This is a genomic window from Candidatus Baltobacteraceae bacterium (genome assembly GCA_036559195.1).
Lineage (GTDB): Bacteria > Vulcanimicrobiota > Vulcanimicrobiia > Vulcanimicrobiales > Vulcanimicrobiaceae > JALYTZ01.
This window is the reverse complement of the sequence record DATBTN010000023.1, coordinates 19,469-45,934: the sequence shown is the minus strand read 5'-3', so window position 1 is coordinate 45,934 and position 26,466 is coordinate 19,469. Positions and strand designations below refer to the sequence as shown.

The window sequence follows — 26,466 nt, the reverse complement described above, 5'->3', positions numbered from 1 at the left end:
GATGGCGAGAACGTCGTTGACGAATCCGGCGCGCGTGATCCAGGCCGGATCGGGCTCCGGCTTCGCGACGCCGTTTCCGCGCAATTCGATGGCTAGGTTTTGGTACGAGTCGCCAAACGCGCGCAGTTGATAGTCCCAGATAGCTGCGGTCGAACCCACGCCGTGAACGTAGACGACGGCATCGCCCTTCGCTCCACAACTGCGCGCGCCGGTTAGCACGCCGTCGGCACAATCGGCCCAAATAGTGGAGATCACGACGCGCGCTCGCGCTTGTGGCGCACGAAAGCAAGCACGTCTTCGAGCGTGCGGGTGTTCAAAACGTCGGCCTTTCCCAGCCCCGCGCGTCGCGCTTGACCCACGGCGAGCGCAACGTTCGCGAGTTGGCCGGTTTGATGCGCGTCGCTATCGACGGTGAAGGTCACGCCGAAGCCGTGCGCGCGGCGCGCGAGCGAGGCCGGCAGATCCAGGCGCAGTTCTTGACCGTCGATTTCGAGGGCGGTGCCGGTTCGTGCGGCCGCCGAAAATACGACATCGTAATCGAATTCGTAGCCCGCGAATCGATCGATCATCCGTCCGGTCGGATGGCCGATGATGTTGACGAACGGATTCTCGCAAGCGCGGATCAGCCGGCGCGTCATCTCGTCGCGCGATTGATTGAACGCATCGTGAACGCTCGCAACGACGATATCGAGCTCCGCCAGCTGATCGTTCGGGAAATCGAGCGACCCGTCGGGCAGGATGTCCACTTCGCTGCTGCAGAGCGTTCGCACGCCGTAACGGTCGCCGATCGCGCGGACCTGCGCGCGTTGCTCGCGCAGTTTCTCGGCCGAGAGGCCGTAGGTCGCGCCGCGCCCGTGTGAATGATCGGAGATCGAATGATACTCGTAGCCGCGAGCGGCAGCCGCAGCAATCATCTCGTCGAGCGAATCGATTCCGTCGCTCCAGGTGCAGTGCATGTGAAAATCGCCGCGCACGTCGGCGAGTTCGAGCAACGCCGGAAGCGTACCGGCGAGCGCGAGATCGACTTCCCCGATTCCGCTGCGCAGCTCGGGCGGCACGAACTGCATCCCGAGTGCGGCGTAGACTTGCTCTTCATCCGTGCACGTAGTGACCTTGCCGGTCGCAAGCTCGAGTATCCCGTTCTCGCTCACGCGTACGCCTTTGCGCACGGCGTGCTCGCGCAGTTGAATGTTGTGCTCGCGGCTGCCGGTGAAATGCTGCAGAAGATTCCCATAGAGATTGTCGGGCAGGACGCGCAGATCGATTTGAAGACCGCCCTCGAGCCAGATGCTCGCTTTGGTCGGGCCCTCGCCGAGCACGGCGTGCGCGCGCTCCCACTTCGTAAAATGCTCGATCACTCGCGCGGCTTCATCCGACGTGCAGACGATGTCGATGTCGCCGACGGTAACCTCCGCGCGACGCACGCTTCCCGCGCACGTTAACCGATGCAGCGGCGGCCCGTCTTGCAGATACCCCATCGCGTCGTTTGCGATGCGCAGCGCGAGCGCGAGAGGCGTTCGGTGCGAGCGCCCTTTAAACGCGAGGATACCGCGTTTGATGTTCTCGAGCGACTTTGGACCCAGACGCGGTGCCGTCGCGAGCGTGCCGTCGTCGATCGCGCGTTCGAGATCGGCGAGCGAACCGATCCCGAATTTCTCCCAAAACATCGCGGCCGTTTTAACGCCGATGCCGGATACATCGAGCACCTCGAAGATCGTCGGCGGAAATCGCTGCTGCAGCTCCTCCAGGTGCGCCGACGTGCCGGTGCGCACGATTTCCTCGATCGTCACCGCGATCGATTTCCCAATGCCCGGCAGCGCCTTCAGCTCGCCCGAACTGACGAGTTCGGCGACGGGTTGGGCGTTCTCGATCGTCGCGGCCGCGCGTTCGTAGGCCATGAACTTGAAAAACGTCTCGCCCGCCAGCTCCATGAGCGTTCGGATGCGTAGGAGCGTTCGAGCGACGTCCGCATTAGAGACCACCAGGGCTCTTTCGACGCAGCCCAGGCCTTCCCGGCTACGAAAAACGAGGCCCGCTCTGCCGGCCAACCTAATAGGACGGGGTGCCGAAGACTCGACTGCGGCCGGAGATCTTCAATCTGCCGGTCGAGAAGATGCGCGAGGGGTATTACTCCGATACCTATTTCAACCGCGCGCGCCAGATTCTCGTGAGCGACGACCACCATCCGGTTGTGCGCATGCAGATTTTTCAGCGCGACCATGCGGTGCTTTGCGGGATCGACGAAGCGCTCGCCATTTTGCGGCTCTGCAGCGACGGATGGGAACACCTGACGGTCGCGGCGCTGCACGACGGCGACTCGATCGCCCCATACGAAACGGTGCTGACCATCGAGGGCGACTACGCGCGCTTCGCGCATTTGGAAACGCCGTACCTGGGCGTCCTCTCGCGCCGAACGCGGATCGCAACCAACGCGCGCTCGATCGTTGCGGCGGCCGGCGGCAAACAGGTGCTGTTCTTTCCCGCTCGTTTCGATCACCATTTGGTGCAGACCGGCGACGGATATGCGGCGTATATCTCCGGAGCGCTCGGCGTCTCGACCGATGCCAACGCCGAATGGTGGGGCGCTCGCGGAATGGGAACCGTACCGCACGCTTTGATCGCGGCCTACGACGGCGACACCGTTTTGGCGACGCTCAAGTTCGCCGAATACGTCGACCCGTCGGTCAACGTGATCTCGCTTGTCGATTTCGATAACGATTGCGTGGGAACGAGCCTCGCCGTCGCGCGCGCGCTCGGCGAGCGTCTCTGGGGCGTGCGGCTCGACACGTCGGGGACGCTGGTCGACAAGTCGATCTGGAACGAGATGGGCACGTTCAAACCCACCGGCGTGATTCCGCAATTGGTCTGGAACGTTCGCAACGCGCTCGACGCCGAGGGATTCACCGGCGTACGCATCGTCGTCAGCGGCGGGTTCGATCCCGCGCGTATCTCGGCGTTCGAGCGCGATCGCGTGCCCGTCGACGGCTACGCGGTCGGAAGCGCGTTTTTCGACGGATCCGGGCGATTCGATTTCACCGCCGATATCGTCGCGATTCAACACAGCGGGCAATGGCAAGAGTGTCACAAAGTCGGGCGCCCCGAACGCCCGAACCCGCGTCTCGAACGCGTGGTCGCGTAGCGTGACGCTGCTCGAAATGCGCGACGCAACGTTCGCGCGCGCAGGCGAGACGATCGTCATGCCGCTCACCGTCTCGCTCGTGGCGGGCGCGCGCGCGGCGCGTACGTTCGCAAATGCACGCGAGGCTGCGACCGTCGCGCTGATGGCGGCGGGCATCGTGAAGGCGACGACCGGCCGCATCTTCATCGGTGAGTTCGATCCGCGCATCCAGCCCGTTCAGGTGAAGCGCATCGTGGGGTACGTGCCGCACGAAGCGGTTCCGCACGAGTTCGCGACCTTTGCCGCATACATCGACTACCGCGCAAAACTCTGGGGTCTCGAACGCGAGCCCAGCCTCGCGCGCGCGACGAGGCTGCTCGCAGCCCTCGACGGCGTGCACGAGGCCTTCGCCTATCCGTTGGTCGGCGCGATGCTCGCGCACCCGGCGTTGCTCGTGCTCGATCGGCCGCAGGCCGCCTACGCTCCGCAGATTATGGCCGTTGCAAATTCGAGCGCCGTCTTTTCGACGCACGTGTCGGCGCGCGAGGCGGAGCTGTTCGCCGCGTCTCGAGCCCGCGAATCGGTGCCGCTATGAGTCGGGGAACCGCGATTCGAGCGATCGTTGCGACGCGGCTGCGTAAGGAGATGCGGCTCATCGCGTACGTTTGCACGGCTTCGGCGGTGGTCGCGTTCGTTCAGCCGCACGCGATCCTCGCGTCGCTGCACGACCGTCTCGCGGGCGACCTCGCGGCGCGCGCCACGTGGATGGCGGGACTCATCTTCTTCGGCACGCTCACCGGCATCGTCGTTGCGGCCGCGCAACGCGGCGCGGGGCGACTGCGCGAACTAGAACTCTGCGAAGAGAGCGCGCCGCTCTATGGTCGCGAACTCGCGCGCGCGACGGCGCTGGTTCCGTGCGTCATCGTGACGATCGCATCGCTGGTCTATTGGTTCGTACAATTTCTCACCGGTTTTGCCGCGCCGCCGGCGTTTTTCGCGCTCGCACTCGCCTCCGTGAACGCGAGCACGCTCGTCGCGTGCTCGGCCACGCTGCGCCGCGGCGCGTCACGCTATCTCTATATCGCGTTCGCCTGGGTGACGGCTTCGGTTTCGTACGTTTTAACGGTGTACGCCGACACGCTGCGCCCGCCCGTAGCGTTGCGCGGGCATTACGACGACGCCCTCGGCGTTGCGTCGGTCCTCATCTTTAGCGCGATCGTCGGCTTCGCAGCCTTACGCCAATACGGTGAAGCGTTAGCCCGCTACGACCCCGTGCCGTAGCGGGCTGTTTCCTTCGACAGGCTCGTCCTTCGACAGGCTCAGGATGACAGGGTGGTGGCGGGGGAGGTGGTGGCGAGTTTCTCGAGGATCGCGCGATTGAATTGCGAGAGATCGTCGGGAGTACGCGACGTGACCCAGTTGCTGTCTTGCACGACGGCCTGATCGCGAAACAAACCGCCGGCGTTGCGAATGTCGTCGGCGATCGCCGGGAACCCGGTCAGCTGGCGACCGCGCACGAGTTGCGCGGAAATCAACACCTGGGGACCGTGGCAGATCACGAACATTGGTTTCTTCGCGCCGTCGAACTCGCGAACGAAACGCTGCACGTCCTTGTTCATCCGAATGTGATCCGGAGAACTCCCGCCGGGTACGAGCAGCGCGTCGAAGTCGTCGGCCGTACAATCGGCAACGAGTTCTTCGGCCTTCACGCTCGTGCCGTCGTCCAGCCCGCGTTTGCCTCGAATTTTTTGGAGCGCTTTCTCGTCGATACCGACGATCGTGACGATAGCGCCGGCTTCCTCGAGCGCGCGCCGGGGTTCGATGAGTTCCGATTCTTCAAAACCATCGCCGATGAGGGCGGCGATGCGCTTACCTTCCACTGATTGCATCCGGCTCGATTCTCTGGACCGCTCGCGCGCTCCCGGTCACAGCGTCCCGCCGGTTTCTTGGATAGCCGTACGGAGGAGATAAGCCAGCTCTAATTCGATTTTGCCCAGCGGATCGAGTAGCGGGTCCTCGGCGAGCGCCTTAATCGTGGGATTGCGGCGCGTCATGTCGTTCTCGGGCACCGCGTGGCGCGGGTTGATCTCGCGCATATAGATTCGGGCGTCGTAGCGCAACTGGCCCTCGGGCAAGAAATAGAGTGGGTCTAAACCGAAGGCGTAGGCGGCAAGCGAGAGGATGTCCGTACGCTGCATGAATTCGATCGGCTTGGTGCGCAGCACCGTTACGAGCCGCGCGAGCGCGCTGATGCCAAGCCGGCGTCCCCCCTCGAAGACCTCCGCGAGTTCGGGCACGGTGAGGCCGGCGGCTACGGCCAGGCGGGCATCGTCGATCTCCCGCTCGGCGGCGAAGGCCTTGAGGCTCGCGCCGAACTGCGTGCCGCCGGCGGTTCCGCGCGTGCCGTCCCAGGCTGATTGGTGGGTATTCATGACCGGATCGGCTCCCTGCTGACGAAGACCGCCCCGTCCGTCCCCCGGCGAACGGCGTAGCGATCGATAGTGGCAAACTCCCCAAGAGTCATCGCCCCGGTGCGCACGTCGAAGCACCACGCATGCCACGGACAGGTCACGAGGGACCCCTCTAGCCAACCATCGACGATTGGAGCGCCTTGGTGCGGGCAGCTGTTCTCGAGGGCGTAGAACTCGCCCGCGATGTTGAAGAGCGCGACCTCGTGCCGGCCGACGGTATAGGCGCGCGATCCGCCCGGCGGGATGCGATCCGCTTCGGGCAGCCGCACGAAATCCTCATGTTTCTCGGCGGAACGTTCACTCATAGGGAGATTCGATGGTACGCGATTATCGCGGCGGGTTGCAATGCGAATTGGCGCGATCGGGGCGGCGGGGCCTGCTGGCACTGGCGGCGCTGGGGGCCGCGCTGCTGCTGGCCGCGTGCGGGCCCGGGCGTCCCGTCCGTCACGGACATCATCAAAGCGCGCCCCAGGTCGATGCTCGAATCGTTCGGCGCAACCGGTCGTACCTCGATGCGCTGCGGGGGGGCCGCGAGCGGCACGATCGCGCGTTCTTCGTGGCGCGCGTCGCGCAGGCTCGCCGGCTCGAGCAGCATGCCGAAGCCTCCGAACGAGCGAGTCACGACGCGCTCGCAGAGCGCGAATACGAACGCTCGCTGCTGATGCTGGCCGACGCGCGGCATTTCGCTTTGATGACTTTTTCGACGCCGCACGCGGTGGCAACGGCAACCGCGCAACCACTCGCGCAAACGCATCGGCGCTTGGATCGTCTGCGCCGAACGATCGCGATCTACAACCAACGGCACCCGAGCCTGCCGCGCCGCACCGCAAAGCGCGCGCCGAGCAAACGCCATCATCGCTTTCTAGGAATCTTCTTCTAGCAAAATCAGGCTCACGTGACAAAAAGCCCTCTTGTCACCCTGAGCTTGTCGAAGGGCGACGCGTTGAACGGCGCGCGCGCCGATATGAAACCGGTCGTGAGGCGCCGCGGGGGTTCCGATGCTGCGGTCCGCGCTAACCGAAAAGTCCGGCGATGAGGCCGCCGTCGACGGCGATCGTTTGGCCGGTCACGTAGCCTGCCGGTTCGCCGCAGAGAAAAGCCACCATCGGCGCAAACTCATCGGGCTGGGCGATGCGGCCGATGGGCACTTCGCGGCCGGCGGCTTCGAGTTTCGCCGCGTCGTCGCCGTAGAGCGATCGAAGACGATCGGTCTCGATTCGTCCGGTCGCAATCGCGTTGACGGTGATGCCGTCTTTTGCAACTTCGCCCGCGAGCGTTTTGTATGCCGAGACGAGCGCCGTGCGAAAGGCGTTCGAGAGCACGAGCGTTCCGATCGGCTGTTTCACCGAACTCGAGGTAAGCGCGACGACGCGGCCCCACTTGGCCGCGCGCATCGCCGGAACAACGAGTTCGGTCAGCCGCAACATGCTGCGCAGCACGGTTCTATAGCCGGCATCCCAATCTTCAATGGCCGTCTGCGTGAACGTACCGGGCTTGGGACCGCCGCCGTTGGCAATCAGTATCTCCACGTCGCCGAACGCCGCGCGTACGTCGGCAAGCAAGTTTTCGATCGAGATCGCGTCAGCTAAATCGACGGTGAACGCGCGCGCATCCGACGCGCCGCGTGCGATCGCGGCGGCAGCGACGGCTTCCAACTCCTCCCTACGCCGCGCGGCGACGGCCAAGCGCACGCCCTCGCGCGCGAGAGCCAGCGCGCAGGCCTTGCCAAGACCCGAGCTCGCGCCGGTAACCAGCGCGACTTTTCCGCGAATTTCGAGATCCATGCGGTTCCTCTCGACGCGCGAGGCGCAGGAATCCTGCGCCTGGAATGGGCGGGCAATGAGTCACGCGCCCGACCCCTCGCAGCCGATCGTCGAACGCCGCACCGAGATCGTGTTCCCGAGCGACACCAATCACTACGGCACGCTCTTCGGCGGCAAGGCGCTCGCGATGATGGATATCGTCGCGTCGATCGCCGCGCTGCGAGCGGGTCGCAAGCCGGTCGTTACGGCCTCGATCGACCGCACCGACTTTCGCGCGCCGGTGCGCGTTGGAGAGTTTGCCGAGACGATCGGCACGGTGGTACGCGTGGGCCGCACGTCGATCACCATCGAGGTGGAACTCTGGGCCGAGAACCCGATTTCCGGCGAGCGCCGCCTCTCGACGGTCGGCCGCTTCGTGATGGTGGCCGTCGGTCCCGACGGCAAGCCGATCCCAATCGTGGACGAGGCACCCACCGGCTAGGTCCTTGCGTTGCCGCCCGGGCCTCTGGTATGCTAGCGCGGTCGCCGGAGCGGACCTACGGCCTGCATCCGATGCGAGCCTATCCTTGAACGAGGAGTTCTCTTACCCCATGCCTTTGAACAAAGACCAGAAATCCGAGATCGCGGCGAAGTTCGCCCGCTCGACGGGCGACACCGGTTCGGCCGACGTCCAGATCGCGATCCTGACCGCGTCGATCAACATGTTGACCGAGCACTTGAAGATCCACAAGAAAGATCACCACGGCCGCCGCGGCTTGCTCCTGCAAGTCGGCCAGCGCCGCCGTCTGTTGAACTATCTGCAGAAGAAAGATCTCGAGCGCTATCGCAAACTAATCGCCGACCTCGGCCTACGCCGCTAATCGCAAATCGCGCAAACAAAAAAGAGCTCGCCTGACGGCGAGCTCTTTTTCTGTTTGTCATGCTGAACTTGTCGAAGCATGAGCTTGTCGGGAAGCGTTGGCCGATCGAAGCGGCGTCCTTCGTCAAGCTCAGGATGACAAGTGGGGGCCTTTTGTGTGTTTGTCATGCTGAGCTTGTCGAAGCATGAGCTTGTCAGGAAGCGTCGGGCGGTCGAAGCGTCGTCCTTCGACAAGCTCAGGATGACAAGTGGGGGCCTTTGTGTTTGTCATCCGTGTGGGGGCTTGTGTGTTTGTCATCCATGTTGGGTGCTTGTGTGCTTGTCATGCTGAGCTTGTCGAAGCATGCGCTTGTCGAAGCGTGAGCGTTATTTGCGTTTGGCGGCTTTGCGTGCTGCTTCTTTGATGGCGGTTTTGCCCATGCCGTAGAACTCGATGAGTTGGGTCGGCTCGCCGGATTGTCCGAATTGGTCGTGGACGCCGACGAACTCCATCGGTACGGCGTGGTTGGCAGCCAAGATCTCGGCGACGCGCGAGCCCATGCCCGCGTGTACTTGGTGCTCCTCGACCGTGACGACCGCACCGCATTGCTTGGCGGCGGCAACGATCGCCGGCTCGTCCATCGGTTTGACGGTGTGGTTATTGATCACCATGCACTCGATGCCGTCTTCGCGCGCGAGTTCTTCGGCCGCGATCAATGCGTTGTAGACGAGGATCCCGCAGGCGACGATCGCCACGTCGGAGCCTTCGCGAAACGTCTGTGCCTTGCCGATCTCGAACGGCGTCTCTTCGGTGGTGATGACCGGGCTCTTATCGCGCCCGAATCGCAAATAGGTCGGTCCGAATTTTTCGGAGAGCGCGATCGTCGCTTTCTTCGATTGAATCGAATCGCACGGAACGACGACCATCATGTGCGGGATCACGCGCATGATCGCAATGTCTTCGATCGCCTGGTGCGTGGCGCCGTCGGGACCGACGGAGACGCCCGCGTGCGCGCCGGCGATCTTCACGTTGGTTTCGTTGAGCGCCATGGTCGTACGCACTTGCTCCCACGATCGTCCGGGATTGAACATCGCGTAGGAAGCGATCCACGGAATCTTGCCGGCCGCCGCGAGTCCGGCCGCCATCGCGACGAGCATCTGCTCCGCCACGCCGATCTCCATGTATTGGTCGGGACAGGCTTTTTTGAAGCCCTCCATGCGCGTCGACTCCGCCAGGTCGGCGCAGATTCCGACCACGTTTTTGTTCTTTTTACCCGCCTCGATGAGCCCTTCGCCAAACCCGTTGCGCGTTGGAATCTGCTTGATCGCCGCTGCATCGGTGTAGTCGACCAGATGCATCGACGTGACGCCGTTCATCAGGTTGCTGCTAGCCATGGTGTGCAAGGATCCTTTCGCGCTCGGCTGCGAGTTCGCGCAGCGCTTCGTCGGCTTGTTCTTTGTTCGGCGGCTTACCGTGCCAGGTGTAATCGCCTTCCATATACGAGACGCCCTTACCGGGAACCGTGTTCGCCACGATAACGGTGGGTTTGCCCGTGACGAGCTTCGCTTTCTCGACGGTCTCCACGAACGCCGCGATATCGTTGCCGTCGCACTCGAAGACTTCCCAGTTGAAACTGCGATACTTATCCGCGAGCGGTTCGAGCGGCATCACGTCTTCGGTACTGCCGTCGATCTGAATGAAATTCCGATCGATGATGCACATCAAGTTGTCGAGCTTGAATTTACCGGCCGTCATCATCGCCTCCCAATGCAGCCCGCATTGATGCTCGGCATCCGACGTCACCACGTAGACGCGCCAGTCTTTCTTATCGAGTTTCGCCGCCTGCGCCATGCCGACGCCCTGCGCGAGCCCTTCGCCCAGCGGGCCCGACGTGGATTCCAGCGCGGGCAAACGAACGCGCTCGGGATGCCCCTGCAAACGCGAACCGAATTTGCGCAGCGTCAGCAACTCTTCTTTCGGAAAGTAGCCGGCTTCGGCCATCGCACTATAACGAACCGGGGCGATGTGTCCGCACGAAAGCAGCAGACGATCGCGGTCCTCCCAATCGGGCCGCTTCGGATCGTTGCGCATGATCTGCAGGTAGAGCGCCGTGAAGACGTCGGCCATATCCAGCGGGCCCGCCGAGTGGCCGGAACCGGCCGCGAGCAGCGAGCGGATGATGCCCTGGCGCACGGAATTGGCGTGCTCCTTGAGTTCGGTCACACGCGCGGGGGACAAAGATTGCATGCGCCCGATATACCCGCCAAAGCAGGTCTAGCCCTCGGAGGAGGCCCTTTTCAGTAACCCGACGCTAGGCCCGCTGGATGACGGCGGTCGGTGCCGCCGTAGCGGATGCCGGTCTTCGGGTCGATGAGGACTGCTTGCGCCGAACCCCAGGCCGGGACTTCCTTGAACGAATAGCCCATCGCCGTCAGTCGTTTCATCGTTGCATCGCTAAATGCGCCCGGCTCGTATTGGATTTGATCGGGGAGCCATTGCATGTGCATCCGCGGAGCGTTGACGGCGTCTTGCACGTTCATGTTGTAATCGATGACGTTGCGCAGCGTCGCCAGCACGATCGTGATGATGCGCGAACCGCCGGGGCTGCCGGTGACCATGAAGAGTTTGCCGTCGTGCGTCACGATCGTCGGCGTCATCGACGAGAGCGGGCGTTTGCCGCCGCGGATGTCGTTGCGCTCGCCCTGCACGAGTCCGAACATATTGGGAACGCCGGGCTTGCTCGTAAAATCGTCCATCTCGTCGTTGAGAAAAAAGCCCGTGTTCCCTGCGATGACGCCGGCGCCGAAGGCATCGTTGATGGTGAAGGTCACGGCTGCGGCGTTGCCGTCCTTGTCGACGATCGAGTAGTGCGTGGTCTCGTTATTTTCGTGTCCGACCGGGCCGAGCCCGGGATGGATATCGACCGACGGCGTCGCTTCGCCGGGCACAATCGAATCGCGGAGTTTCGCCGCGTACGATGCCGACAGTAGTCGAGCCCTCGGATTTTTTACGAACGCGGGGTCTCCGAGATAGGTGTTGCGATCGGCATAGGCGCGACGCTCGGCCTCGATGAGATCGTGCGTCGATTTGGTCGAGTGCCAGCCCCATTGAGCGAGCGGATACGTCGAGACGACGTTGAGAATTTCGCACAGCGTTATTCCGCCGGAGCTCGGCGGGGGCGCCGAGATCATGTCGTAGCCGTGATAGGTGCAGTGAATCGGCCGCTGCTCGCCGACGGTATACGATCGGAAATCCGCCAGCGATACGATCCCGTGCTGCGCGGCACTCGCCGCGACGATCGCCTTCGCGATCGGCCCGCGATAGAACGCCGCGGCGCCCCCGCGCGAGATCGTCTCCAACGTTTTCGCAAGTTGGCTCTGCACGAGCGTCTCGCCGGCCTGCGGGGTGTGACCGCCGCTCATGAAGATCGCGCGTACGTTCGATTCCACCCCCGGAGTATGGTGATCATCGTACGCTTCGGCCGGAAGCCCGCGGTAGATCGCGGCGTCGCCGGCTTCGATGCGGTAACCGTTCGCTGCCAGCCGGATCGCCGGAGCCATCAACTTCGCACGCGACATCGTGCCGAACTCGGTGCGCGCGCGTTCCATGCCCATCACCGTGCCGGGTACGCCGACCGCGAGATAGCCTTTCAAGCTCAGGCCCTCGATCACGTTGCCGCGCGCGTCCTGATACAAATTCGGCGTCGCACGCTGCGGCGCGCGTTCGCGGAAATCGATGAATCGCTCGCGGCCGTCGTGCATGCGAACCAGCATGAAACCGCCGCCGCCGATATTTCCGCAGCACGGATCCACCACCGCGAGCGCGTACGCCACCGCAATCGCCGCATCGACGGCGTTGCCGCCGCGCCGCAACACGTCGACGCCGATCTGCGTCGCGTAATGCTGTTCGGTCGCCACCATGCCGTGGGTCGCGCGCGCGGGCGCCGCATGCCAATCGGGCGCAGCCGCCGGCGACGGCGCGAGCGTAATAGCGAGCAATGCGCAAATCAGCGCGACGCGAACGATCATGTAGAGCTCCTTTGGCTTTCCGTATTCTTGAGTGCGTCGCGGCTAAAGCCTTCGGCAGGCGCAGGGGCCGACCGGGTACTTGCTACAAAAGTCTGATAATAGCTCGCGAAAGGCCGGGAATCCAGGTCCGAAGCCCCCGCCCCCCGAACCCGTCGCGGTTCAATAAAGAGCGAAACAAGAAGTAATAACTGGAGAATCCGTGCCTGAATCCGTCCAATTAGAGGTCGGTGGGCGCACGATGATCATCGAGACCGGCGAGCTCGCGAAACAAGCGAATGGCTCGGCCCTGGTCCGCTACGGTGATCAAAACGTGATGCTCGCCGCCGTAACCGCCTCCGAAAAACCCCGTGAAGGCGTCGACTTTTTTCCCCTAACCTGCGATTTCGAAGAGAAGATGTATGCCGCGGGCAAGATCCCGGGCGGCTACATTAAGCGTGAAGGACGCCCGTCCGAACACGGCACCCTCTCGGCTCGCCAGATCGACCGTCCGATCCGTCCGTTGTTCCCCGACGGGTTCCGCAACGACGTGCAGATCATTACGACGGTGCTTTCGATCGATCCCGAACTCGACAACGACGTGATCGCGGTCTGCGCCGCCGGTGCGGCACTTGCGTTCTCGGATATTCCGTTCGAGAAGACGGTCGCCGCGGTTCGCGTCGGCCGCGACGAAGCGGGCAAATTCATCATCAACCCGACGCTGCCGCAGTACGAAACCGGCGGCATGGATATCGTGATCGCCGGCACCTCCGACGCGGTCATGATGGTCGAGGGCGGCGGCCACGAGATCTCGGAAGAAGATTTTCTCGATGCCGTAGCGTTCGCGCACGACGAGATCAAGAAGATCGTCAAGAAGATCGACGAGCTTGCGAAAAAAGTCGGCAAGGCGAAGCGCACCTATCCGCTGCTCAAACCGAACGTCGAACTCGATAAGTGGGTTCGCAAGACGTTTGCCAAAGACGTTGCCAAAGCGATGCGCGTGGTCGAAAAGCTGGAGCGCAACTCGGCGTTCGATAAGCTCAATCGCACCGAAGCGATCGATCGCCTAACGAAGAAAGACGAAGCGATTCGTCCGCTGCTCGAAGACAAGAGCAACAAAGACTTCGATAAGATCATCAAAACGATGGAAGAGGAAGAGCTTCGCGTGATGGTCGTGGACGAAAAAATTCGTCCCGACGGACGCAAGGCCGACGAGATCCGTCCGATCTGGTCGAAGATCCATTACGTCCCGCGCGTTCACGGTTCGGGCGTGTTCACGCGCGGACAGACGCAGGTATTTACCGCCGCTACGCTCGGGTCGACCTCCGACGCGCAGCGTCTCGACGGCATCATGGCGCTCGAAGACAAGCGCTACATGCACTTCTACAACTTCCCGCCGTACTCGGTCGGCGAGACGCGTCCGATGCGCGCTCCGGGCCGCCGCGAGATCGGTCACGGCCACTTGGCCGAGCGCGCGCTCGTGCCAGTGCTGCCGAAGAAAGAAGACTTCCCCTACAGCTTGCGCCTCATCAGCGAAGTGCTCGAATCCAACGGTTCGTCGTCGATGGCGTCGGTCTGCGGAAGCACGCTCGCGTTGATGGATGCCGGCGTTCCGATTAGCGGACACGTCGCCGGCGTCGCGATGGGCCTCGTGCTCAAGGGCAAGAAATACGCGATTCTCACGGACATTCAAGGCCTCGAGGATTCGCTCGGTGAGATGGACTTCAAAGTCGCGGGAACCAAAAAAGGCATCACCGCGATTCAGATGGACATCAAGACCGCGGGCGTCACGATCGACATCATGCGCGAAGCGATGAAAGAGGCGAAGAAATCGCGCTTCTTCATCATCGACAAGCTCGTGGAAACGATCGCCGAACCGCGCACCGAACTCTCGAAGTTCGCGCCGCGCATGATCGTTATCAAGATCAATCCGGCCAAGATCAAAGACGTGATCGGCCCCGGCGGCAAGGTGATCAACAAGATCATTCAAGACACCGGCGTTTCGAAGATCGACATCGAGGACGACGGCTCGGTCTTCATCACCTCGCTCGATGGCGAGTCCGGCGATAAGGCTCGAACGATCGTCGAACAGCTCACCAAAGAGATCATGGTCGGCGAAACCTACAAGGGCATCGTCACGCGCATCATTCCGATCGGTGCCTTCGTGCAGATTCTCCCCGGCAAGGAGGGCCTCGTCCACATCAGCCAACTCGCGCCGACGCGCGTGGCGACGGTTGAAGACGTGGTAAAACTCGGCGACGAAGTCATGGTCAAGGTCATGGAAGTCGACGAAAAAGGCCGCTTGAACCTCTCGCGTAAGGCCGCCATGGCCGGAGGCGGCGGCGGGAGCGCGCCGAGCAACGGCAACGGCACGTTCGACCCGCGGCCGCGCGAACACGCGACTGCGGCCGCGACCCCGACCCCGGCCCCAGCTGCCCGGCCGAGCGCCGACGACTCCAGCGACGGAGGCGGCGAGCGCCGCGTCCCGCGCCGGCGCCGCCCGCGCGAGTAGCCCGTTTCAAGGAACAAAAAAAGAAAGGGCTCGCAGCGATGCGAGCCCTTTCTTCTCGTGGTCGGTCATTCGCCGCTTGGTACGTCCGGCGGAAGCTCCTGATTCGGCTTCTCATTACTCATACGCCCTTATTCCGAGCCGGGCAGCGAGTTAAACGCACTTCCGAGGAGAATCACGGATACGATGACTACCATCGAAAGCGCCCCGAAGCAAGCGGTGATGATTACCGGCGCCTCGACCGGAATCGGCGAAGCGACCGCCCTGCTCCTCGCGCGGGAAGGCTTCGTCGTCTTCGCCGGTGTCCGCCAAAACGCCGACGGCGAGCGCCTGACCGCGCAGAATCCCTCGATCCGGCCCGTAATCGTCGACGTTACGCTCCCCGACACGATTGCGGCCGCGGCTCAACTCGTGGCAGAGAGCGGCGTGCCGCTGCGGGGTCTCGTGAACAATGCCGGAATCGCGCTCGCCGGACCGCTCGAATTCTTGCCGGTGGAGCACCTGCGCCGTCAATTCGAAGTCAACGTCTTCGGTCACGTCGCGGTTTCCCAGGCGTTCTTGCCGGCTCTTCGCAAAACGAAGGGGCGCATCGTATTCGTCGGATCGATCGCGGGGCTGCTGGCGACGCCGTTCGTCGGGCCGTACAGCGCATCGAAGTTCGCGCTCGAGGCGGTCGCCGACGTCTTTCGGCTAGAACTCGCCCCCGCAGGCATCGCCGTTTCGCTGCTCGAGCCGGGCGCGGTGAAGACCCCGATTTGGGCGAAGGGACGCGCCGGCGGCGACACGCTGGCCAAACGTTTGGGTCCGCAAGCGATGGAGCGCTACGGCGACGCAATGACGCGCTTGATCGAACTTACCGCGGTGCAAGAGCGCGACGGAATGCCCGCGGAGGTTTGCGCGCGCGCGATTCTGCACGCGCTTACCGCGCGCCGTCCCCGCGCGCGATATCTCTTGGGCGGCCCCGCGCGGATGCAGCGGCTCATATCCTATCTGCCGGAGCGGGCGCGCGACGCCATCGTCCGCAAAGTGATGGGGTTGTCCTAACTACCGCGTGAAACGAATTCCGAGATCGACGTACCGGCTGCGACGATAGCGCTCGGTTCCGATAAACCAACGAACGTTGGGTGCGAGCGGAGCGGAGATCGAGCCGTCGAGATGTTCGTCGGCGAGGTTGTCGAGGAGATCGCGGCGCCAAATGGCGTCGACTCGTACGCGCGCGTCGTTTTCGTAGGTGATCCACAGCGAGCCGACCGTCGCCGTTTTCGGCAGCGTTTCCGCAACGTACGACCGGTTCGAGATCGTCGAGTCTCGCACGTCGAGTTCCCACACGCGCGCCGAAAACGCCGGGGCAAACTGCCACGTCGCGGCGATGCCGACGGAGTTGACGTTTCCCCAATCGAGGTCGTGCACGGCTTGGGTCGCTGCGGTGAAGTCGACGCGCAGCCGGCGCAGATCCGTATAGCTCAGCGTCGCGCTCGCCAGATCGTTGCGATCGTAGGGAAGATGCGTCGAAAACGGCGGATTCGCATAGGCTTCGAGCACGGTCGGGAGACGGAACGTCTGGGCGAGGCCAAGCCGCGCGCTCAAACGCCGGCCGGGCGCCAGCTGAAGATCGACCGCCGGCGACGCAACGAGCGATCGTAACGGCGGTCCGCCGAGCGTTCCACGCCGATAGCCGATATCGAACGCCGCGATCCCGGCGCTGAGATCGTAATCTTTGCCAACCACCCGCAAACCGGCGTCGGCGTGCTGCTGTTCGATCGCGGCGTACTCGAGCGGGATCGTGTACTCCCGCGCATCGTACAGACCGCTCGACGAACGCAAGCCGAGATCTGCGAAAAACCCGACGGGCGTCGCCGGCGCGATACCGATCTCGGCGGCCACATCGCTCCAAAGCGCCGTCGATTCGCGCCCCGCCTGGAGGTCGTACGTTCCGCGATCCGCCAGCACTTGCACGTGCACGTCGTTTTCGCGTACGCGATCGTATCTCGCCCGCAACGCGCCGAAACTGCTTTCGAGATACGAACCGCCGGACGGTGCGACGCGCCCTTGAGCAATGCTCGCCGCGAGCGTCAGCAGCGAATCGGAACTCGCCGGAATCGTCCAGTCTGCGTCGATGCGCTTTCGAAGATCGATCCCGTTGGACGAGGAGCCGAGCGCCGCGCCGCCGCGCGGCGTCGATTCGGCGAGATTGAAGACCGCGTCGTCGCCGCCGAGCGCCGTTGCGCTCGTTGCCGGTTCGCCGATCGGATCGATGGCAAACGTTCCGCCGCCAGCCCGATCGCCGTACTGGAACGCATCGAATGGCGGCCGCACGTCGACGCCGCGGGCGTAAAATTGCGGCGTCGTTAAGAACGGCGACGCGTTGGTAACCGGATCGTAGTTAGGAACGCCCGCATCGAGAACCAGGCCGCCGCCGCGCGCGAGTCCGCGATCCGACAGGCTCGCACCCGGAACGAGCGCCGACGTATCTTCGAGCACGGTGAACGGCCGCAACGCGAGTGCGGACTCAACATGCGCGTACGGGAGACTCGCCAGGTCCGATGGCGACGGCGTCTGCGCCAAAAGCGCAGCGTAGCGGTGGACGATCGCAACGACCGGCACGCCGGGCACGACCGAGACCCGCTGGGTCCGGCAAAACGCGCACGCGATCTCCAGCGTGGAAACGCCGCTCGCACGCAATGCGAACGTCCCGTTGGAATCGGTGGAGGCCGTTTCGAGGTTCCCGGTACCAACCGCTCGGACGAGCGCTCTCGCCACCGGAGCCCCATTTTGATCGCGCACGGCGCCGACCACCAGCGGAGTTCCCTGCCCCCACGCCGGGGCGGCCGTAAGCGCCGCGAGCAAGCAAACCATCAAACATTTCACGGATTCTTCAGACCTTGGGTTATAATTGGAGTGATGTCAAGCCGTTTCATCCGCCGGATCGCGCTCGCAGGGTTGCTCGCCGCAGCCATCGCTTCGACGCGTTTCGCCGTGGCGGGCGCAGAATCGCTCGAATCGCTGATCGCGAACGGCGCGCTTCCTTCGGCCGCTCCCGCGCTGCTAGCTCCGATCGCGGAGTCCGGTCGCGCCGGGTGGGCCTGTGCGCCCGAACGGGCGGCGGCGGCAAAACGCGCGCACGAGGCCGAGCTGCCCGCCGCGAATCCCTCGCTCTGACGATGTATCTGCGAACGATGCCGTTGATGCTCGCGTTGGCCGCGGCGACCTTCGCTTCGGTTTCGGCACAGACGTACCCGTCGATGCATCCCGTCGTGCGAACCACCGATGCGCCGGCTTTGCGCGCGATCGCGTCGCGACGCGAAATCGACGAACGCTTTGCGATTGGGCTGGATGCCGAATCGAAGCGCGCGTGGGCCGCAGCGGTGCCGGAATTCGAACGCATCGTCGCCTTACGCCCGATCGAACCGCTCGGTTCGACCGCGCAATACGATCTCGCCCTCGCCTACGCGCACTTGCAGCGCTACGACGACGCCGCGCGCGCGCTCCGCGGCGCGATCGCCCTGGATCCGGGGTTCCTCGCCGCGATGGCCAACCTGATTTCGGTCGATCTTGCGCGCGGCGACCTGCGCGACGCGCGCACCGTCGCCGACCGATTCGTCGAAATCGCGCCCGACTCGGCGCGGGCGCTCTACTCGCGCGGCATCGTCGCCTTGCGCGATGGGGACGCGAAAACCGCCCGCGCCGATTTTGGTAAATTACTGCAGAGCGATCCGAGCTATGCGGTCGCCCACTACGATTTGGGTCTGGCCGAAGAACAGCTCGGCAATTACGGTGGAGCGAGCGTCGAATTCGGTACCGCCCTGGCGCTAGCCCCGAGCTACGCACGCGCTCGCTTCGCGCTCGGCGCCGTCTTTTTGCATCAGGGTAAGAAGTCGCAGGCCCGCGCGGCCTTCGCGCAAGTCGCGAGCGATCCCAACGGCGACCCGTCGCTTCGCACGCTCGCCGTAGCGATGCGCGACTCGATCGCTTCGCACTAAACGATTCAAACTTTTTTCATAGTTGCGCGCTAACCTCGGGAACAGCTCGTTCTTTCAGGAGGCCATCGCATGCACAAGAAGCTCACCATCTTCGCAGCGCTTGCCCTTGCCACGTCGCTCGCAGCGTGCGGCGGCGGCGGCAGCGGCGGTGGCGGCGGCGGATATACGCCCCCGAACAATACCCCCACAACGCCGCCGACTACGCCGACCGGCGTTGCGGCGATGACCGTCGGTATCGCGTTGCCGACCGGCACGATCGGTTACGAAAACGACCCAACGTGGGGGCAAGTCGGCGGATTCACGCAGTCGACCTATTCACAAGTTCTCGCATTTCCCACCGGCAGCACGGTAACGCTGTCGAATCTTTCATCGACCACTCCCCACACGTTTAACGTGATTGCGGCCGGCGCCACGCCGCCCGCGAATTTTCCGGCCAATCCCTCGCTTTCAACCGGAGCCAGCGGCGGCAACGTTTTGGCCGCCGGATACGGTAGCGGCAATATCGCGCCGGGCGGCAGCGTCAGCGTTGTCCTCGCCAATGCCGGCACCTACCTGATCGGATGCGCCTATCACTACTCGACCAACGCCATGCGCGACGTCATTCAAGTGAGTGCTAACGCGGTTCCCGGACCGCAGGCCACGCCACCGCCCGCGGGCAGCACCGGCGGAACCGGTTGCAAAGGCGTCTACTGCTGATGCGCACGCACCTTCGCGCGACTGCGACGATCCTGGTAGCTATCGCCGCACTCGGTCTCGCGAGTCCTGGAGGTGCGGCGCAGGCGCCGCATCTCCAGGATCAAACGGGCCACCGATTCACGCTTGCGTCCTTGCGGGGAACGCCGCTTGTGCTGACGTTCGTAGCCGCACACTGCACCGATGCGTGCCCGCTCGTGAACGCCCAATTCGCCATGGCGCAACGCCAAATCCAAGACGCGCACCTGCGCGTGCGACTGTTAACGGTCACGCTCGATCCCGAACACGACTCGGCGGCGACCATGCGGCATTTGGCCAACGTTTTCTCGGCTAACCCCCACAACTGGCTGCTCGCCAGCGGGAACGTGGCCGACGTCCACGCGATCATGACGCAATTCAAGGTGATTGCGGAACGGGGCGAACGCGGTTACGCCGACGTGCACACCACGTTCGTGTATTTTATCGATACGCACGGAAGGCTGCGCAAGACGATCATCGCCTCGACCGACCTCGGCACGATGCTCGTCGCGATCCTTCACCAAAACTGGCGAGCGCTCGCGTCGTGAAAATCGATGCATCGTTCGCGGTCGCCGCGCTCTGCGTGCTTTGCGCGGCGTGCACGCCCGGAGCCGCCGGAACTCCACCACCCGCCGGCGGCTCCGGCAGCGTCATCGATGTCAACTTGACCCAGCACGCGCCGACGCAAACCGCCGCTGGAGAGAGCGGCGGATACGCACCGGCCGTCACCACGGTCGCCGTCGGCTCGACGATTCGCTTCGTCAACAGCGACGGTTTCGCTCACACCGCGACGCTGATCCCCGGAGCAACGACGTTCCCAAGCGGGTCGCCGTTCGCGGGATCCGCGCAGACACAGAGCGGTTCGGTCATCTCGGCGCCGTGGAGCAGCGGCACGATGCAAGCCGGCAGCGGTTCGCAGAACATCGCAATCGATCGCCCCGGCACGTACCTTTTCGGCTGCTTCTTTCACTACGGCGCGCCCATGCGAGGAACGATCGTTGCGCAATAAGCTCTTCGCTCTGCTCATTTGCGTACTTGCCTGTGCGCTCGCCACGACACGTGCGAGCGCGATTCCGCTGTTCGCGCAGCGCTATCAACTGCAATGCGGCGCCTGCCATTCGGTCCTCCCCGAACTCAACGCGTTCGGCAATCATTTTCGCGACGGCGGTTACCGCTTGCCACTGCCCAAACATGGAACGACGGGCGTCGCCATCCGGTATCAGCTCGAGTACGAACGCGATCCGGCGGCCGGCAGCCGGCGTTTTTCGCCGGGCGGCGTCATTCTTTCCAACGCCGACATCGGCGCCGTAAGCGCTTTCGTTCACTACAACCTCGGTGCCGGCGGCGGACCGGGCGGCTTCTTTTTGGCGTACCTGGCAACGTACGACGCGCACACGCACTCGCTCTACCGCGCCGGACTCTTCGAGTTGCCGCTGGCGCAATCGCCCGGACAGCGGCTCGACGATCTTGCCCCGTACGGCTACTACGGCTCGCACGTCGGGCTCAACGATCTGGCGCTTTCCTCGCCGCGCTGGGGCGTTCAAGCCGAACGCACGATCGGCGTCTTTCGCACCGATCTCGTGGCCGATTTAGGCGAGTTCAAGGGTGCCGCATACGGCGGTAAGCCGATTTCGACGGGCGAGTCGACCTCGGCGGCGACGCCCGAGGTGGGAATCTTCGTGCGAACCCCGATTTCCTCGCTCGTGGATGTCGGTGCGGCGGCGCTCGAGGGCTCTCGACGCATCGTAACGACCGGTCGCGCGCCGTTTAACGACCCCTACCGCCGGTATGGCCTGCTGCTGCACGCCGCGAAACAGCGCTTCGACCTGCAAGCCGAACAGTGGTGGGGCAACGATCGCAATGCCGACGGGTTCGGCACCCTCATCGGTTCGAGCGGCGGGTACGCTCGCCTGAAGTACTATCTGACGCCGCACGCTTACCTCGGCATCCGTTACGACGCCGCCGCCACGCCGTTCGTTACGCGCGACGTGGTCTTCTACACCGCGTTCCACATCACGCCGCACGCGCGGCTGCTGATCCAGCAGCAGCAAATCGTCGGCGGCCCCGGTCATTTGGGCGCGGCGCTGACGGTGGGATTCCCCTGGCCGTCGAAAGAGTAGCGCTCCGATTCAGGGGTTCGTGCCGTAAGCCCGCGAAGGATTTTTCGCTGGGACGAGGAGCGAAGAGGGAGCGAAGAGGGAGCAACGCCGTAGCGTTGTGACCGATGAGAGACGAAGCCCCGGCGGAAAAGACGAGTGGGATTATGGCACGAACCCCTGAATCGGAGCGCTAAGCCCATGCGGATCCTGCTGATCGAGGATAACGTCTCGATCGCCGGCGCCGTCCGCACGATGCTCGAACGCCGTAAGTTTGCGGTGAACGTGGTCGGCGACGGCGAGGCGGGGCTCGACCACCTCCTGCGCATGAATTATGACGCGGCGGTCGTTGACGTCGTTCTCCCCAAGCGCGACGGCTTTTCGATCGCCCGCGACGCGCGCGCCGAAGGGGTGCGTACGCCGATCCTGATGTTGACCGCGCGCGATGCCGTCGAAGACCGCGTCTTTGGATTGAATTGCGGAGCCGACGACTATTTGGTCAAGCCGTTCGCCGAAGGCGAACTGGTGGCGCGAATCAACGCGTTGCTGCGGCGCGGCGATCGGCCTACGCAAACGGTCCTGCGCGCGGGCCGGCTCGAGATCGATGAGAGCGCGCGCCGCGCCGCCTATGGCGAGGTCGATCTCGCACTAGGCGCGACCGAGTTTCGAATGCTCGAATTTTTTGCGCGCAACGCCGGCATCGCGTTCTCGCGTCAGCAACTGCTCGAACGGATCTGGGATTACGATTTTGACGGATCGAGCAACATCGTCGACGTCTACGTGAGCGCGCTGCGCCGCAAACTCAAGGGCGCCGGCGGCAACGGCGTTATCGAGACGGTGTGGGGCGTTGGGTACCGCATGCGCGCGTGATCGAGCGCCTGACGGTACGTTTCATCCTGCTGTTCGTCGCCGTGCTCGCGGCGCTCGATGCGGTCGCGTATTGGCTCTACGCCCGGATGTACGCGGCGCTTCTCGGCCCGGCATTGACGACACCCGAGGGCGCCGGCGGCCTTCACCGGGCGCTCGTCATCGTAACCGAAACGATCGTGGCGGCCGATATCCCGCTGTTGATTCTCGTCGGGCTCGTCTCGTATTGGCTCGCGAAAACCGCCGTCGCGCCGCTTCTCGAAGCGCGCGCGCGTGAACGGCGCTTTGCAGCCGATGCGGCGCACGAACTGCGTTCGCCGCTCGCCACGATCGCAACGGTCGCTCAAGCCGCACGCGAGGGCGCGCCGCCGGCCAGCTCGTCGGCCTTCGAAACCATCGCGCGAAGCGCGCTCGACGCATCCGCGCTCGTCGGCGACCTGCTCACGCTCGCGCGCGATCCGCGGCCGTCGCTGTTGACGCGCGAACCGGTCGATCTCGCGGCCATCGCGATCGAATGTCGCGACGATCTGCTCGAAATCGCCCGCAAGCGCGGGATTCCGTTGGAAATCGACGCGCGCAGCGCGATCGTGGACGGGGACGCGCGCCGGCTCAAAGAATTGCTGCGCAACCTGGCCGATAATGCGGTCAAGCACGCGCGCACGTCAGTAACGATCGCCACGCGCCGTCTCGACGGCACGAGCGCGCAAATGATCGTGCGAAACGACGGCGACCCGATCGATCCGCAGCTTCACGAACGCATCTTCGAACGCTTCTATCGCGCCGATACCGACGGCGAAGGCAGCGGCTTGGGTCTGGCTATCGTGCGCTGGATCGCGCAGGCGCACGACGGCAAGGTTACGGTCCGGTGCGACGAAACCGGGACAACCTTCGCCCTCACCCTCCCAACGGTACGCTAAGCAGTGAAACATACGTACGAAGCAACGATCGTCTGGAACGGCGCCGGTACGAGTACCGCCGCGTATGCGTCCTATTCGCGCGAATACGGCGCGCGAATGAACGGTAAGCCGGATCTCACCGGATCGGCCGATCCGTCGTTTCGCGGCGACGCGCGCCTCTACAACCCGGAGGATCTGCTGCTGATCTCGCTCTCGGCTTGTCACATGTTAAGCTATCTGGCCATTTGCGCGCGCAAAGGTATCGAGATCGTCTCCTATGAGGACCGCGCGAGCGGTACGATGGCCGTTCGCGAAGGCGCCATGCGTTTCGTCGAGGTCGTCCTACGGCCGCACGTCGTCGTGCCTGGGGGTGCGACGATCGAGCATGAAACGTATCACGAGCAAGCGCATCGCGAATGCTTTATCGCAAATTCCGTGAATTTCACGGTGCGCCACGAGGCTCGGACGGTCGCCGGCTAAGAGCGGGGCCCGAACCCGCGATAGCCGCGCACGGGGATCACCTGCGCGTCGATCATATCTCGCTGCGCGAGCGGAAGACTCGCAATCGCCGCTTGCGCGCCGGCGAGATCGCCGCACTCGAGCATCAACACCGCTCCGAGCACGTCTTCTCGTCCGAACGCGGCGCGCAACGTTCCGGATGCGTACAGTTCGCGAACGCGCTCGGCCTCGGCCTCGAGATGCGGGGAGAACTCGGCATCGGAGAACGTTTCGGTGCGGCGGCGAAGGATAGCGAAGAACTGCATGCGTGGCCCGTTGGCCGCGCGCGTGCGAGCTCCTACGGGTGTATCTTCGTCGCACGTCAAAGGCAACCGCGATGGCGTACGATTCCTTGAGCGCATACGTGGACGCGCTGCGTCGCTGCGGCGAGCTTCACACGATCTCGGCGGCGGTCGATCCGCACCTCGAGATTGCCGAGATCACCGATCGCGTCGTGAAGGCGGGCGGTCCGGCCCTCCTCTTTACGAACGTTCGGGGATCGCGCTTTCCGGTTTTGACCAATCAGTTTGGCTCGCAGCGCCGCATGGCGATGGCTTTCGACGCGTCCTCGCTCGACGAAGTCGCCGCCCGCGTACGGGGCTTGCTCGACTTGTCGCTGCCCGTATCGTTTGCCGAGCGCATCGGCAAGCTGCTCTCGCTCGCGCCGCTCGCGAGCGCGATTCCCAAGACGGTCAAGAGCGGCAGTTGCCAAGACGTCGTCATCGACGATCCCGATCTGACGCAGCTGCCGGTACTCACGACGTGGCCGCTCGACGGCGGCCCGTTCGTCACCCTGCCGCTGGTTATCACGAAAGATCCCCGCAGCGGCCAGCCCAACGTCGGCATGTATCGCATGCAGGTCTATAACGCGCGCGAAACGGGCATGCATTGGCAGCGCCACAAACAAGGTCGCGCGCACGCGGCCGCGTGGGGCGAAAAGATTCCAGTCGCCGTTGCGATCGGTGCGGACCCGGCGATCACGTACGCCGCGACCGCTCCGCTGCCGCCCGCGATCGACGAATTCATGTTTGCCGGTTTGCTGCGCGGTAAGCCCGTGAAGCTGGTGCCCTGCAAAACCGTCGATCTCAAGGTGCCCGCCGACGCCGAATTCGTGCTCGAAGGATTCGTCGACAACACGGACCTGCGCACCGAAGGACCCTTCGGCGATCACACCGGCGTCTACAGTCTGGCCGATCGCTATCCCACGTTTCACGTGCGGTGTATCACGCATCGCAAACATCCCATCTACGCCGCGACCGTCGTGGGCAAGCCGCCGATGGAGGATGCTTGGCTTGGGAAAGCCACCGAGCGCATCTTCTTGCCGCTGCTGCAGATGGTCGTTCCGGAAATCGTCGATATGAATCTCCCGGTGGAGGGCGGATTTCACAATCTCGCGATCGTTTCGATCAAGAAGACGTATCCCGGCCAGGCGAAAAAAGTAATGAACGCTCTGTGGGGACTCGGGCACATGATGATGCTCACGCGCGTGCTCACGATCGTCGACGCGGACGTCGACGTGCAGGATCCGCGCAGCGTTGCCTGGTTCGTGCTCAACAACCTCGCCGCCGATCGCGACGTCGTCATGATGCCCGGGCCGGTCGACGATCTCGATCACGGGTCGTATAACGTTGCGTACGGAACGAAGATTGGAATCGATGCAACGCGCAAGGGCGCCGACGAAGGGTACACTCGCGAGTGGCCGCCCGATATGGTGAGTACGGCTGCAACGCGCGAGCTGGTGAGCGCGCGCTGGAACGAGTACGGACTCGATCGCATCGAGCGAGCTCTGAGCCCCGACGCGTGGTCGGGCCAAGGCCCCGCAGCCGTCGAGCGTTTGCGCAAGACGCCCCCGCTGCAATGAACGCCGTCAAACTCTTCCTCAAAGAGATTCGGATCGAGCACACGTTTTTCGCGCTGCCGTTTGCCTACGTCGGAGCGGTGATGGCCGCCCGGGGCATGCCGTCATGGTGGGCGCTGCTCTGGATCACGCTGGCCGTGCTCGGGGCGCGCACGGCGGCGATGGCGGCCAATCGATATTTCGACGCGGACATCGATGCGCGTAATCCGCGCACCGCCCGCCGCGCGCTCGCGGCCGGAACGTTGCCCGCAAGCGTGATGATCTGGGCGATCGCCATCGGCCTCGTTTTGCTGCTGGTCTCGGCGTGGGAACTCAACCCGCTGTGCGTGAAGCTGCTGCCGCTTGCGGCCCTCGGCGTACTCGCGTATCCGCTCTGCAAGCGCTTTACGTGGCTGACTCACTTCGTGCTCGGCGCCGTCGACGCGCTCGCGCCGCTGGGTGCGTATATCGGCGTGAGCGGCACCATAAAGCTGCCGGCCGTGTTGCTCTTCGTTGCCGTGACTCTCTGGGTCGCCGGTTTCGATATTATTTACGCGCTGATGGATTACGCCGTGGATCGCGAGCAAGGCATCAACTCGCTGCCCGCCCGATTCGGCGAGCGAAGCGGGCGCGTCTTGCCGATCGTGCTGCACGTCGCCATGCTCGTCATCTTGACGGCGGCTGGCCTGCTGCTCGACGCATCGTGGCCGTACTATCTCGGCGTCGTACTCGCGGGCGTCCTGATTCTTTATGAAGAACGCCTCTTCGGCCTCGCGCAAAACTTCTTCGTTCTCAACGAAGGTATTTTCATCAGCAACATGACTTTCTCGGTGGCCTTCTTGGTGACGACCGTCGCCGGATTCACGTTAGGATAACT

30 protein-coding genes are annotated in these 26,466 nt (G+C 63.9%); 19 read left to right on the top strand and 11 right to left on the bottom strand.

Features of this window, described 5'->3' with window-relative positions:
- A partial coding sequence (locus VIG32_02665) for an alpha/beta hydrolase (protein ID HEY8296907.1) occupies positions 1 to 255 on the bottom strand: 255 nt, incomplete at its 3' end.
- A complete protein-coding gene (polX, locus tag VIG32_02660; GenBank protein ID HEY8296906.1) occupies positions 252 to 1,982 on the bottom strand; it encodes a DNA polymerase/3'-5' exonuclease PolX in 1,731 nt (576 codons plus the stop codon). The genes VIG32_02665 and polX, both read right to left, overlap by 4 nt.
- An 80-nt stretch (positions 1,983 to 2,062) precedes the next feature.
- Between polX and VIG32_02655 the strand changes: the two genes are divergently transcribed.
- The 3 genes from VIG32_02655 to VIG32_02645 are packed head-to-tail and all read left to right on the top strand — an operon-like array spanning position 2,063 to position 4,399.
- A complete protein-coding gene (locus VIG32_02655) occupies positions 2,063 to 3,139 on the top strand; it encodes a hypothetical protein (GenBank protein HEY8296905.1) in 1,077 nt (358 codons plus the stop codon).
- 1 nt (position 3,140) lies between these two features.
- On the top strand, positions 3,141 to 3,713 hold the full coding sequence (locus tag VIG32_02650) for a hypothetical protein (GenBank protein HEY8296904.1): 573 nt from the start codon (positions 3,141 to 3,143) through the stop codon (positions 3,711 to 3,713).
- A complete protein-coding gene (locus VIG32_02645) occupies positions 3,710 to 4,399 on the top strand; it encodes a hypothetical protein (protein ID HEY8296903.1) in 690 nt (229 codons plus the stop codon). Before VIG32_02650 ends, VIG32_02645 begins: the two co-directional genes overlap by 4 nt.
- Positions 4,400 to 4,437: 38 nt before the next feature.
- On the opposite strand, the gene VIG32_02640 is transcribed toward VIG32_02645, so the two are convergent.
- From VIG32_02640 to VIG32_02630, 3 genes are read right to left on the bottom strand one after another with little or no spacing between them, the layout of a single operon-like run.
- Positions 4,438 to 4,998, bottom strand: coding sequence for a type 1 glutamine amidotransferase domain-containing protein (locus tag VIG32_02640; GenBank protein ID HEY8296902.1), 561 nt, complete (start codon positions 4,996 to 4,998; stop codon positions 4,438 to 4,440).
- 45 nt (positions 4,999 to 5,043) lie between these two features.
- Positions 5,044 to 5,550, bottom strand: a complete 507-nt coding sequence (locus tag VIG32_02635; protein HEY8296901.1) for a hypothetical protein — start codon at positions 5,548 to 5,550, stop codon at positions 5,044 to 5,046.
- Positions 5,547 to 5,894 carry a Rieske 2Fe-2S domain-containing protein gene (locus VIG32_02630; protein HEY8296900.1) on the bottom strand — a complete coding sequence of 116 codons (348 nt, stop codon included), beginning with the start codon at positions 5,892 to 5,894 and terminating at the stop codon, positions 5,547 to 5,549. Before VIG32_02630 ends, VIG32_02635 begins: the two co-directional genes overlap by 4 nt.
- 11 nt (positions 5,895 to 5,905) lie before the next feature.
- On the opposite strand from VIG32_02630, the gene VIG32_02625 reads away from it, so the two are divergent.
- Complete coding sequence (locus VIG32_02625; protein HEY8296899.1) at positions 5,906 to 6,469, top strand: hypothetical protein; 564 nt, start codon at positions 5,906 to 5,908, stop codon at positions 6,467 to 6,469.
- 133 nt (positions 6,470 to 6,602) lie between these two features.
- Here VIG32_02625 and VIG32_02620 read toward each other — a convergent pair whose 3' ends face one another.
- Positions 6,603 to 7,373 (bottom strand): SDR family oxidoreductase, encoded by a 771-nt coding sequence (locus VIG32_02620; GenBank protein ID HEY8296898.1) that lies wholly within the window; start codon positions 7,371 to 7,373, stop codon positions 6,603 to 6,605.
- Positions 7,374 to 7,428: 55 nt separating this feature from the next.
- Here VIG32_02620 and VIG32_02615 point away from each other — a divergent pair, with 55 nt between their 5' ends.
- Both VIG32_02615 and rpsO read left to right on the top strand, forming a co-directional pair.
- A complete protein-coding gene (locus VIG32_02615) occupies positions 7,429 to 7,833 on the top strand; it encodes an acyl-CoA thioesterase (protein HEY8296897.1) in 405 nt (134 codons plus the stop codon).
- A 109-nt stretch (positions 7,834 to 7,942) separates the two neighbouring features.
- The gene (rpsO, locus tag VIG32_02610) at positions 7,943 to 8,212 is read left to right on the top strand and encodes a 30S ribosomal protein S15 (protein HEY8296896.1); all 270 of its coding nucleotides are present in this window, start codon (positions 7,943 to 7,945) and stop codon (positions 8,210 to 8,212) included.
- Positions 8,213 to 8,577: 365 nt separating this feature from the next.
- Here rpsO and VIG32_02605 read toward each other — a convergent pair whose 3' ends face one another.
- Genes VIG32_02605 through ggt form a run of 3 tightly spaced genes read right to left on the bottom strand, consistent with a single transcriptional unit; the run spans position 8,578 to position 12,219 of the window.
- Entirely contained in the window at positions 8,578 to 9,585 is a 1,008-nt protein-coding gene (locus VIG32_02605; GenBank protein ID HEY8296895.1) for a transketolase C-terminal domain-containing protein, read from the bottom strand.
- The gene (locus VIG32_02600; GenBank protein ID HEY8296894.1) at positions 9,578 to 10,438 is read right to left on the bottom strand and encodes a transketolase; all 861 of its coding nucleotides are present in this window, start codon (positions 10,436 to 10,438) and stop codon (positions 9,578 to 9,580) included. Before VIG32_02600 ends, VIG32_02605 begins: the two co-directional genes overlap by 8 nt.
- Positions 10,439 to 10,488: 50 nt before the next feature.
- Positions 10,489 to 12,219, bottom strand: coding sequence for a gamma-glutamyltransferase (gene ggt / locus VIG32_02595; GenBank protein HEY8296893.1), 1,731 nt, complete (start codon positions 12,217 to 12,219; stop codon positions 10,489 to 10,491).
- Positions 12,220 to 12,418: 199 nt separating this feature from the next.
- Here ggt and pnp point away from each other — a divergent pair, with 199 nt between their 5' ends.
- Together pnp and VIG32_02585 are read left to right on the top strand one after the other, a co-directional pair.
- Positions 12,419 to 14,707 carry a polyribonucleotide nucleotidyltransferase gene (gene pnp, locus VIG32_02590; GenBank protein ID HEY8296892.1) on the top strand — a complete coding sequence of 763 codons (2,289 nt, stop codon included), beginning with the start codon at positions 12,419 to 12,421 and terminating at the stop codon, positions 14,705 to 14,707.
- A gap of 183 nt (positions 14,708 to 14,890) precedes the next feature.
- Complete coding sequence (locus VIG32_02585) at positions 14,891 to 15,748, top strand: SDR family oxidoreductase (protein HEY8296891.1); 858 nt, start codon at positions 14,891 to 14,893, stop codon at positions 15,746 to 15,748.
- On the opposite strand, the gene VIG32_02580 is transcribed toward VIG32_02585, so the two are convergent.
- The gene (locus VIG32_02580) at positions 15,749 to 17,572 is read right to left on the bottom strand and encodes a carboxypeptidase-like regulatory domain-containing protein (protein ID HEY8296890.1); all 1,824 of its coding nucleotides are present in this window, start codon (positions 17,570 to 17,572) and stop codon (positions 15,749 to 15,751) included.
- Positions 17,573 to 17,605: 33 nt separating this feature from the next.
- On the opposite strand from VIG32_02580, the gene VIG32_02575 reads away from it, so the two are divergent.
- From VIG32_02575 to VIG32_02535, 9 genes are all read left to right on the top strand, one after another.
- Complete coding sequence (locus tag VIG32_02575; protein HEY8296889.1) at positions 17,606 to 17,863, top strand: hypothetical protein; 258 nt, start codon at positions 17,606 to 17,608, stop codon at positions 17,861 to 17,863.
- Between the two features lie 2 nt (positions 17,864 to 17,865).
- Positions 17,866 to 18,684 carry a tetratricopeptide repeat protein gene (locus VIG32_02570; GenBank protein HEY8296888.1) on the top strand — a complete coding sequence of 273 codons (819 nt, stop codon included), beginning with the start codon at positions 17,866 to 17,868 and terminating at the stop codon, positions 18,682 to 18,684.
- Positions 18,685 to 18,753: 69 nt separating this feature from the next.
- Positions 18,754 to 19,380: a hypothetical protein gene (locus VIG32_02565; GenBank protein HEY8296887.1), complete on the top strand. Its 627-nt coding sequence runs from the start codon at positions 18,754 to 18,756 to the stop codon at positions 19,378 to 19,380.
- Entirely contained in the window at positions 19,380 to 19,943 is a 564-nt protein-coding gene (locus tag VIG32_02560; GenBank protein ID HEY8296886.1) for an SCO family protein, read from the top strand. Before VIG32_02565 ends, VIG32_02560 begins: the two co-directional genes overlap by 1 nt.
- Positions 19,940 to 20,404 (top strand): plastocyanin/azurin family copper-binding protein, encoded by a 465-nt coding sequence (locus VIG32_02555; protein ID HEY8296885.1) that lies wholly within the window; start codon positions 19,940 to 19,942, stop codon positions 20,402 to 20,404. The genes VIG32_02560 and VIG32_02555 overlap by 4 nt, the downstream gene beginning before the upstream one ends.
- Positions 20,394 to 21,515 carry a hypothetical protein gene (locus VIG32_02550; protein HEY8296884.1) on the top strand — a complete coding sequence of 374 codons (1,122 nt, stop codon included), beginning with the start codon at positions 20,394 to 20,396 and terminating at the stop codon, positions 21,513 to 21,515. The genes VIG32_02555 and VIG32_02550 overlap by 11 nt, the downstream gene beginning before the upstream one ends.
- A gap of 177 nt (positions 21,516 to 21,692) precedes the next feature.
- Complete coding sequence (locus VIG32_02545) at positions 21,693 to 22,361, top strand: response regulator transcription factor (protein ID HEY8296883.1); 669 nt, start codon at positions 21,693 to 21,695, stop codon at positions 22,359 to 22,361.
- A complete protein-coding gene (locus VIG32_02540) occupies positions 22,358 to 23,275 on the top strand; it encodes a HAMP domain-containing sensor histidine kinase (protein ID HEY8296882.1) in 918 nt (305 codons plus the stop codon). The genes VIG32_02545 and VIG32_02540 overlap by 4 nt, the downstream gene beginning before the upstream one ends.
- A 3-nt stretch (positions 23,276 to 23,278) precedes the next feature.
- Positions 23,279 to 23,734, top strand: coding sequence for an OsmC family protein (locus VIG32_02535; protein HEY8296881.1), 456 nt, complete (start codon positions 23,279 to 23,281; stop codon positions 23,732 to 23,734).
- Here the strand turns inward: VIG32_02535 and VIG32_02530 are convergent.
- Positions 23,731 to 24,018: a hypothetical protein gene (locus VIG32_02530; GenBank protein ID HEY8296880.1), complete on the bottom strand. Its 288-nt coding sequence runs from the start codon at positions 24,016 to 24,018 to the stop codon at positions 23,731 to 23,733. The two genes, VIG32_02535 and VIG32_02530, sit on opposite strands and share 4 nt — an antisense overlap.
- A gap of 71 nt (positions 24,019 to 24,089) precedes the next feature.
- On the opposite strand from VIG32_02530, the gene VIG32_02525 reads away from it, so the two are divergent.
- On the top strand, positions 24,090 to 25,613 hold the full coding sequence (locus tag VIG32_02525; protein HEY8296879.1) for a menaquinone biosynthesis decarboxylase: 1,524 nt from the start codon (positions 24,090 to 24,092) through the stop codon (positions 25,611 to 25,613).
- A complete protein-coding gene (locus VIG32_02520; GenBank protein ID HEY8296878.1) occupies positions 25,610 to 26,464 on the top strand; it encodes a 4-hydroxybenzoate octaprenyltransferase in 855 nt (284 codons plus the stop codon). The genes VIG32_02525 and VIG32_02520 overlap by 4 nt, the downstream gene beginning before the upstream one ends.
- Positions 26,465 to 26,466 lie beyond the last annotated feature (2 nt).

Bases quoted from the DNA above. Each gene is read 5' to 3' on its own strand.
- VIG32_02560 (HEY8296886.1), top strand. From the start codon at position 19,380: ATGCGCACGCACCTTCGCGCGACTGCGACGATCCTGGTAGCTATCGCC.
- rpsO (HEY8296896.1), top strand. From the start codon at position 7,943: ATGCCTTTGAACAAAGACCAGAAATCCGAGATCGCGGCGAAGTTCGCC.
- VIG32_02585 (HEY8296891.1), top strand. From the start codon at position 14,891: ATGACTACCATCGAAAGCGCCCCGAAGCAAGCGGTGATGATTACCGGC.
- VIG32_02520 (HEY8296878.1), top strand. From the start codon at position 25,610: ATGAACGCCGTCAAACTCTTCCTCAAAGAGATTCGGATCGAGCACACG.
- VIG32_02615 (HEY8296897.1), top strand. From the start codon at position 7,429: ATGAGTCACGCGCCCGACCCCTCGCAGCCGATCGTCGAACGCCGCACC.
- VIG32_02565 (HEY8296887.1), top strand. From the start codon at position 18,754: ATGCACAAGAAGCTCACCATCTTCGCAGCGCTTGCCCTTGCCACGTCG.
- VIG32_02525 (HEY8296879.1), top strand. From the start codon at position 24,090: ATGGCGTACGATTCCTTGAGCGCATACGTGGACGCGCTGCGTCGCTGC.
- VIG32_02530 (HEY8296880.1), bottom strand. From the start codon at position 24,018: ATGCAGTTCTTCGCTATCCTTCGCCGCCGCACCGAAACGTTCTCCGAT.
- VIG32_02625 (HEY8296899.1), top strand. From the start codon at position 5,906: ATGGTACGCGATTATCGCGGCGGGTTGCAATGCGAATTGGCGCGATCG.
- VIG32_02600 (HEY8296894.1), bottom strand. From the start codon at position 10,438: ATGCAATCTTTGTCCCCCGCGCGTGTGACCGAACTCAAGGAGCACGCC.
- VIG32_02620 (HEY8296898.1), bottom strand. From the start codon at position 7,373: ATGGATCTCGAAATTCGCGGAAAAGTCGCGCTGGTTACCGGCGCGAGC.
- VIG32_02630 (HEY8296900.1), bottom strand. From the start codon at position 5,894: ATGAGTGAACGTTCCGCCGAGAAACATGAGGATTTCGTGCGGCTGCCC.
- VIG32_02570 (HEY8296888.1), top strand. From the start codon at position 17,866: ATGTATCTGCGAACGATGCCGTTGATGCTCGCGTTGGCCGCGGCGACC.
- VIG32_02635 (HEY8296901.1), bottom strand. From the start codon at position 5,550: ATGAATACCCACCAATCAGCCTGGGACGGCACGCGCGGAACCGCCGGC.
- VIG32_02645 (HEY8296903.1), top strand. From the start codon at position 3,710: ATGAGTCGGGGAACCGCGATTCGAGCGATCGTTGCGACGCGGCTGCGT.
- ggt (HEY8296893.1), bottom strand. From the start codon at position 12,219: ATGATCGTTCGCGTCGCGCTGATTTGCGCATTGCTCGCTATTACGCTC.
- VIG32_02575 (HEY8296889.1), top strand. From the start codon at position 17,606: ATGTCAAGCCGTTTCATCCGCCGGATCGCGCTCGCAGGGTTGCTCGCC.
- VIG32_02545 (HEY8296883.1), top strand. From the start codon at position 21,693: ATGCGGATCCTGCTGATCGAGGATAACGTCTCGATCGCCGGCGCCGTC.
- VIG32_02605 (HEY8296895.1), bottom strand. From the start codon at position 9,585: ATGGCTAGCAGCAACCTGATGAACGGCGTCACGTCGATGCATCTGGTC.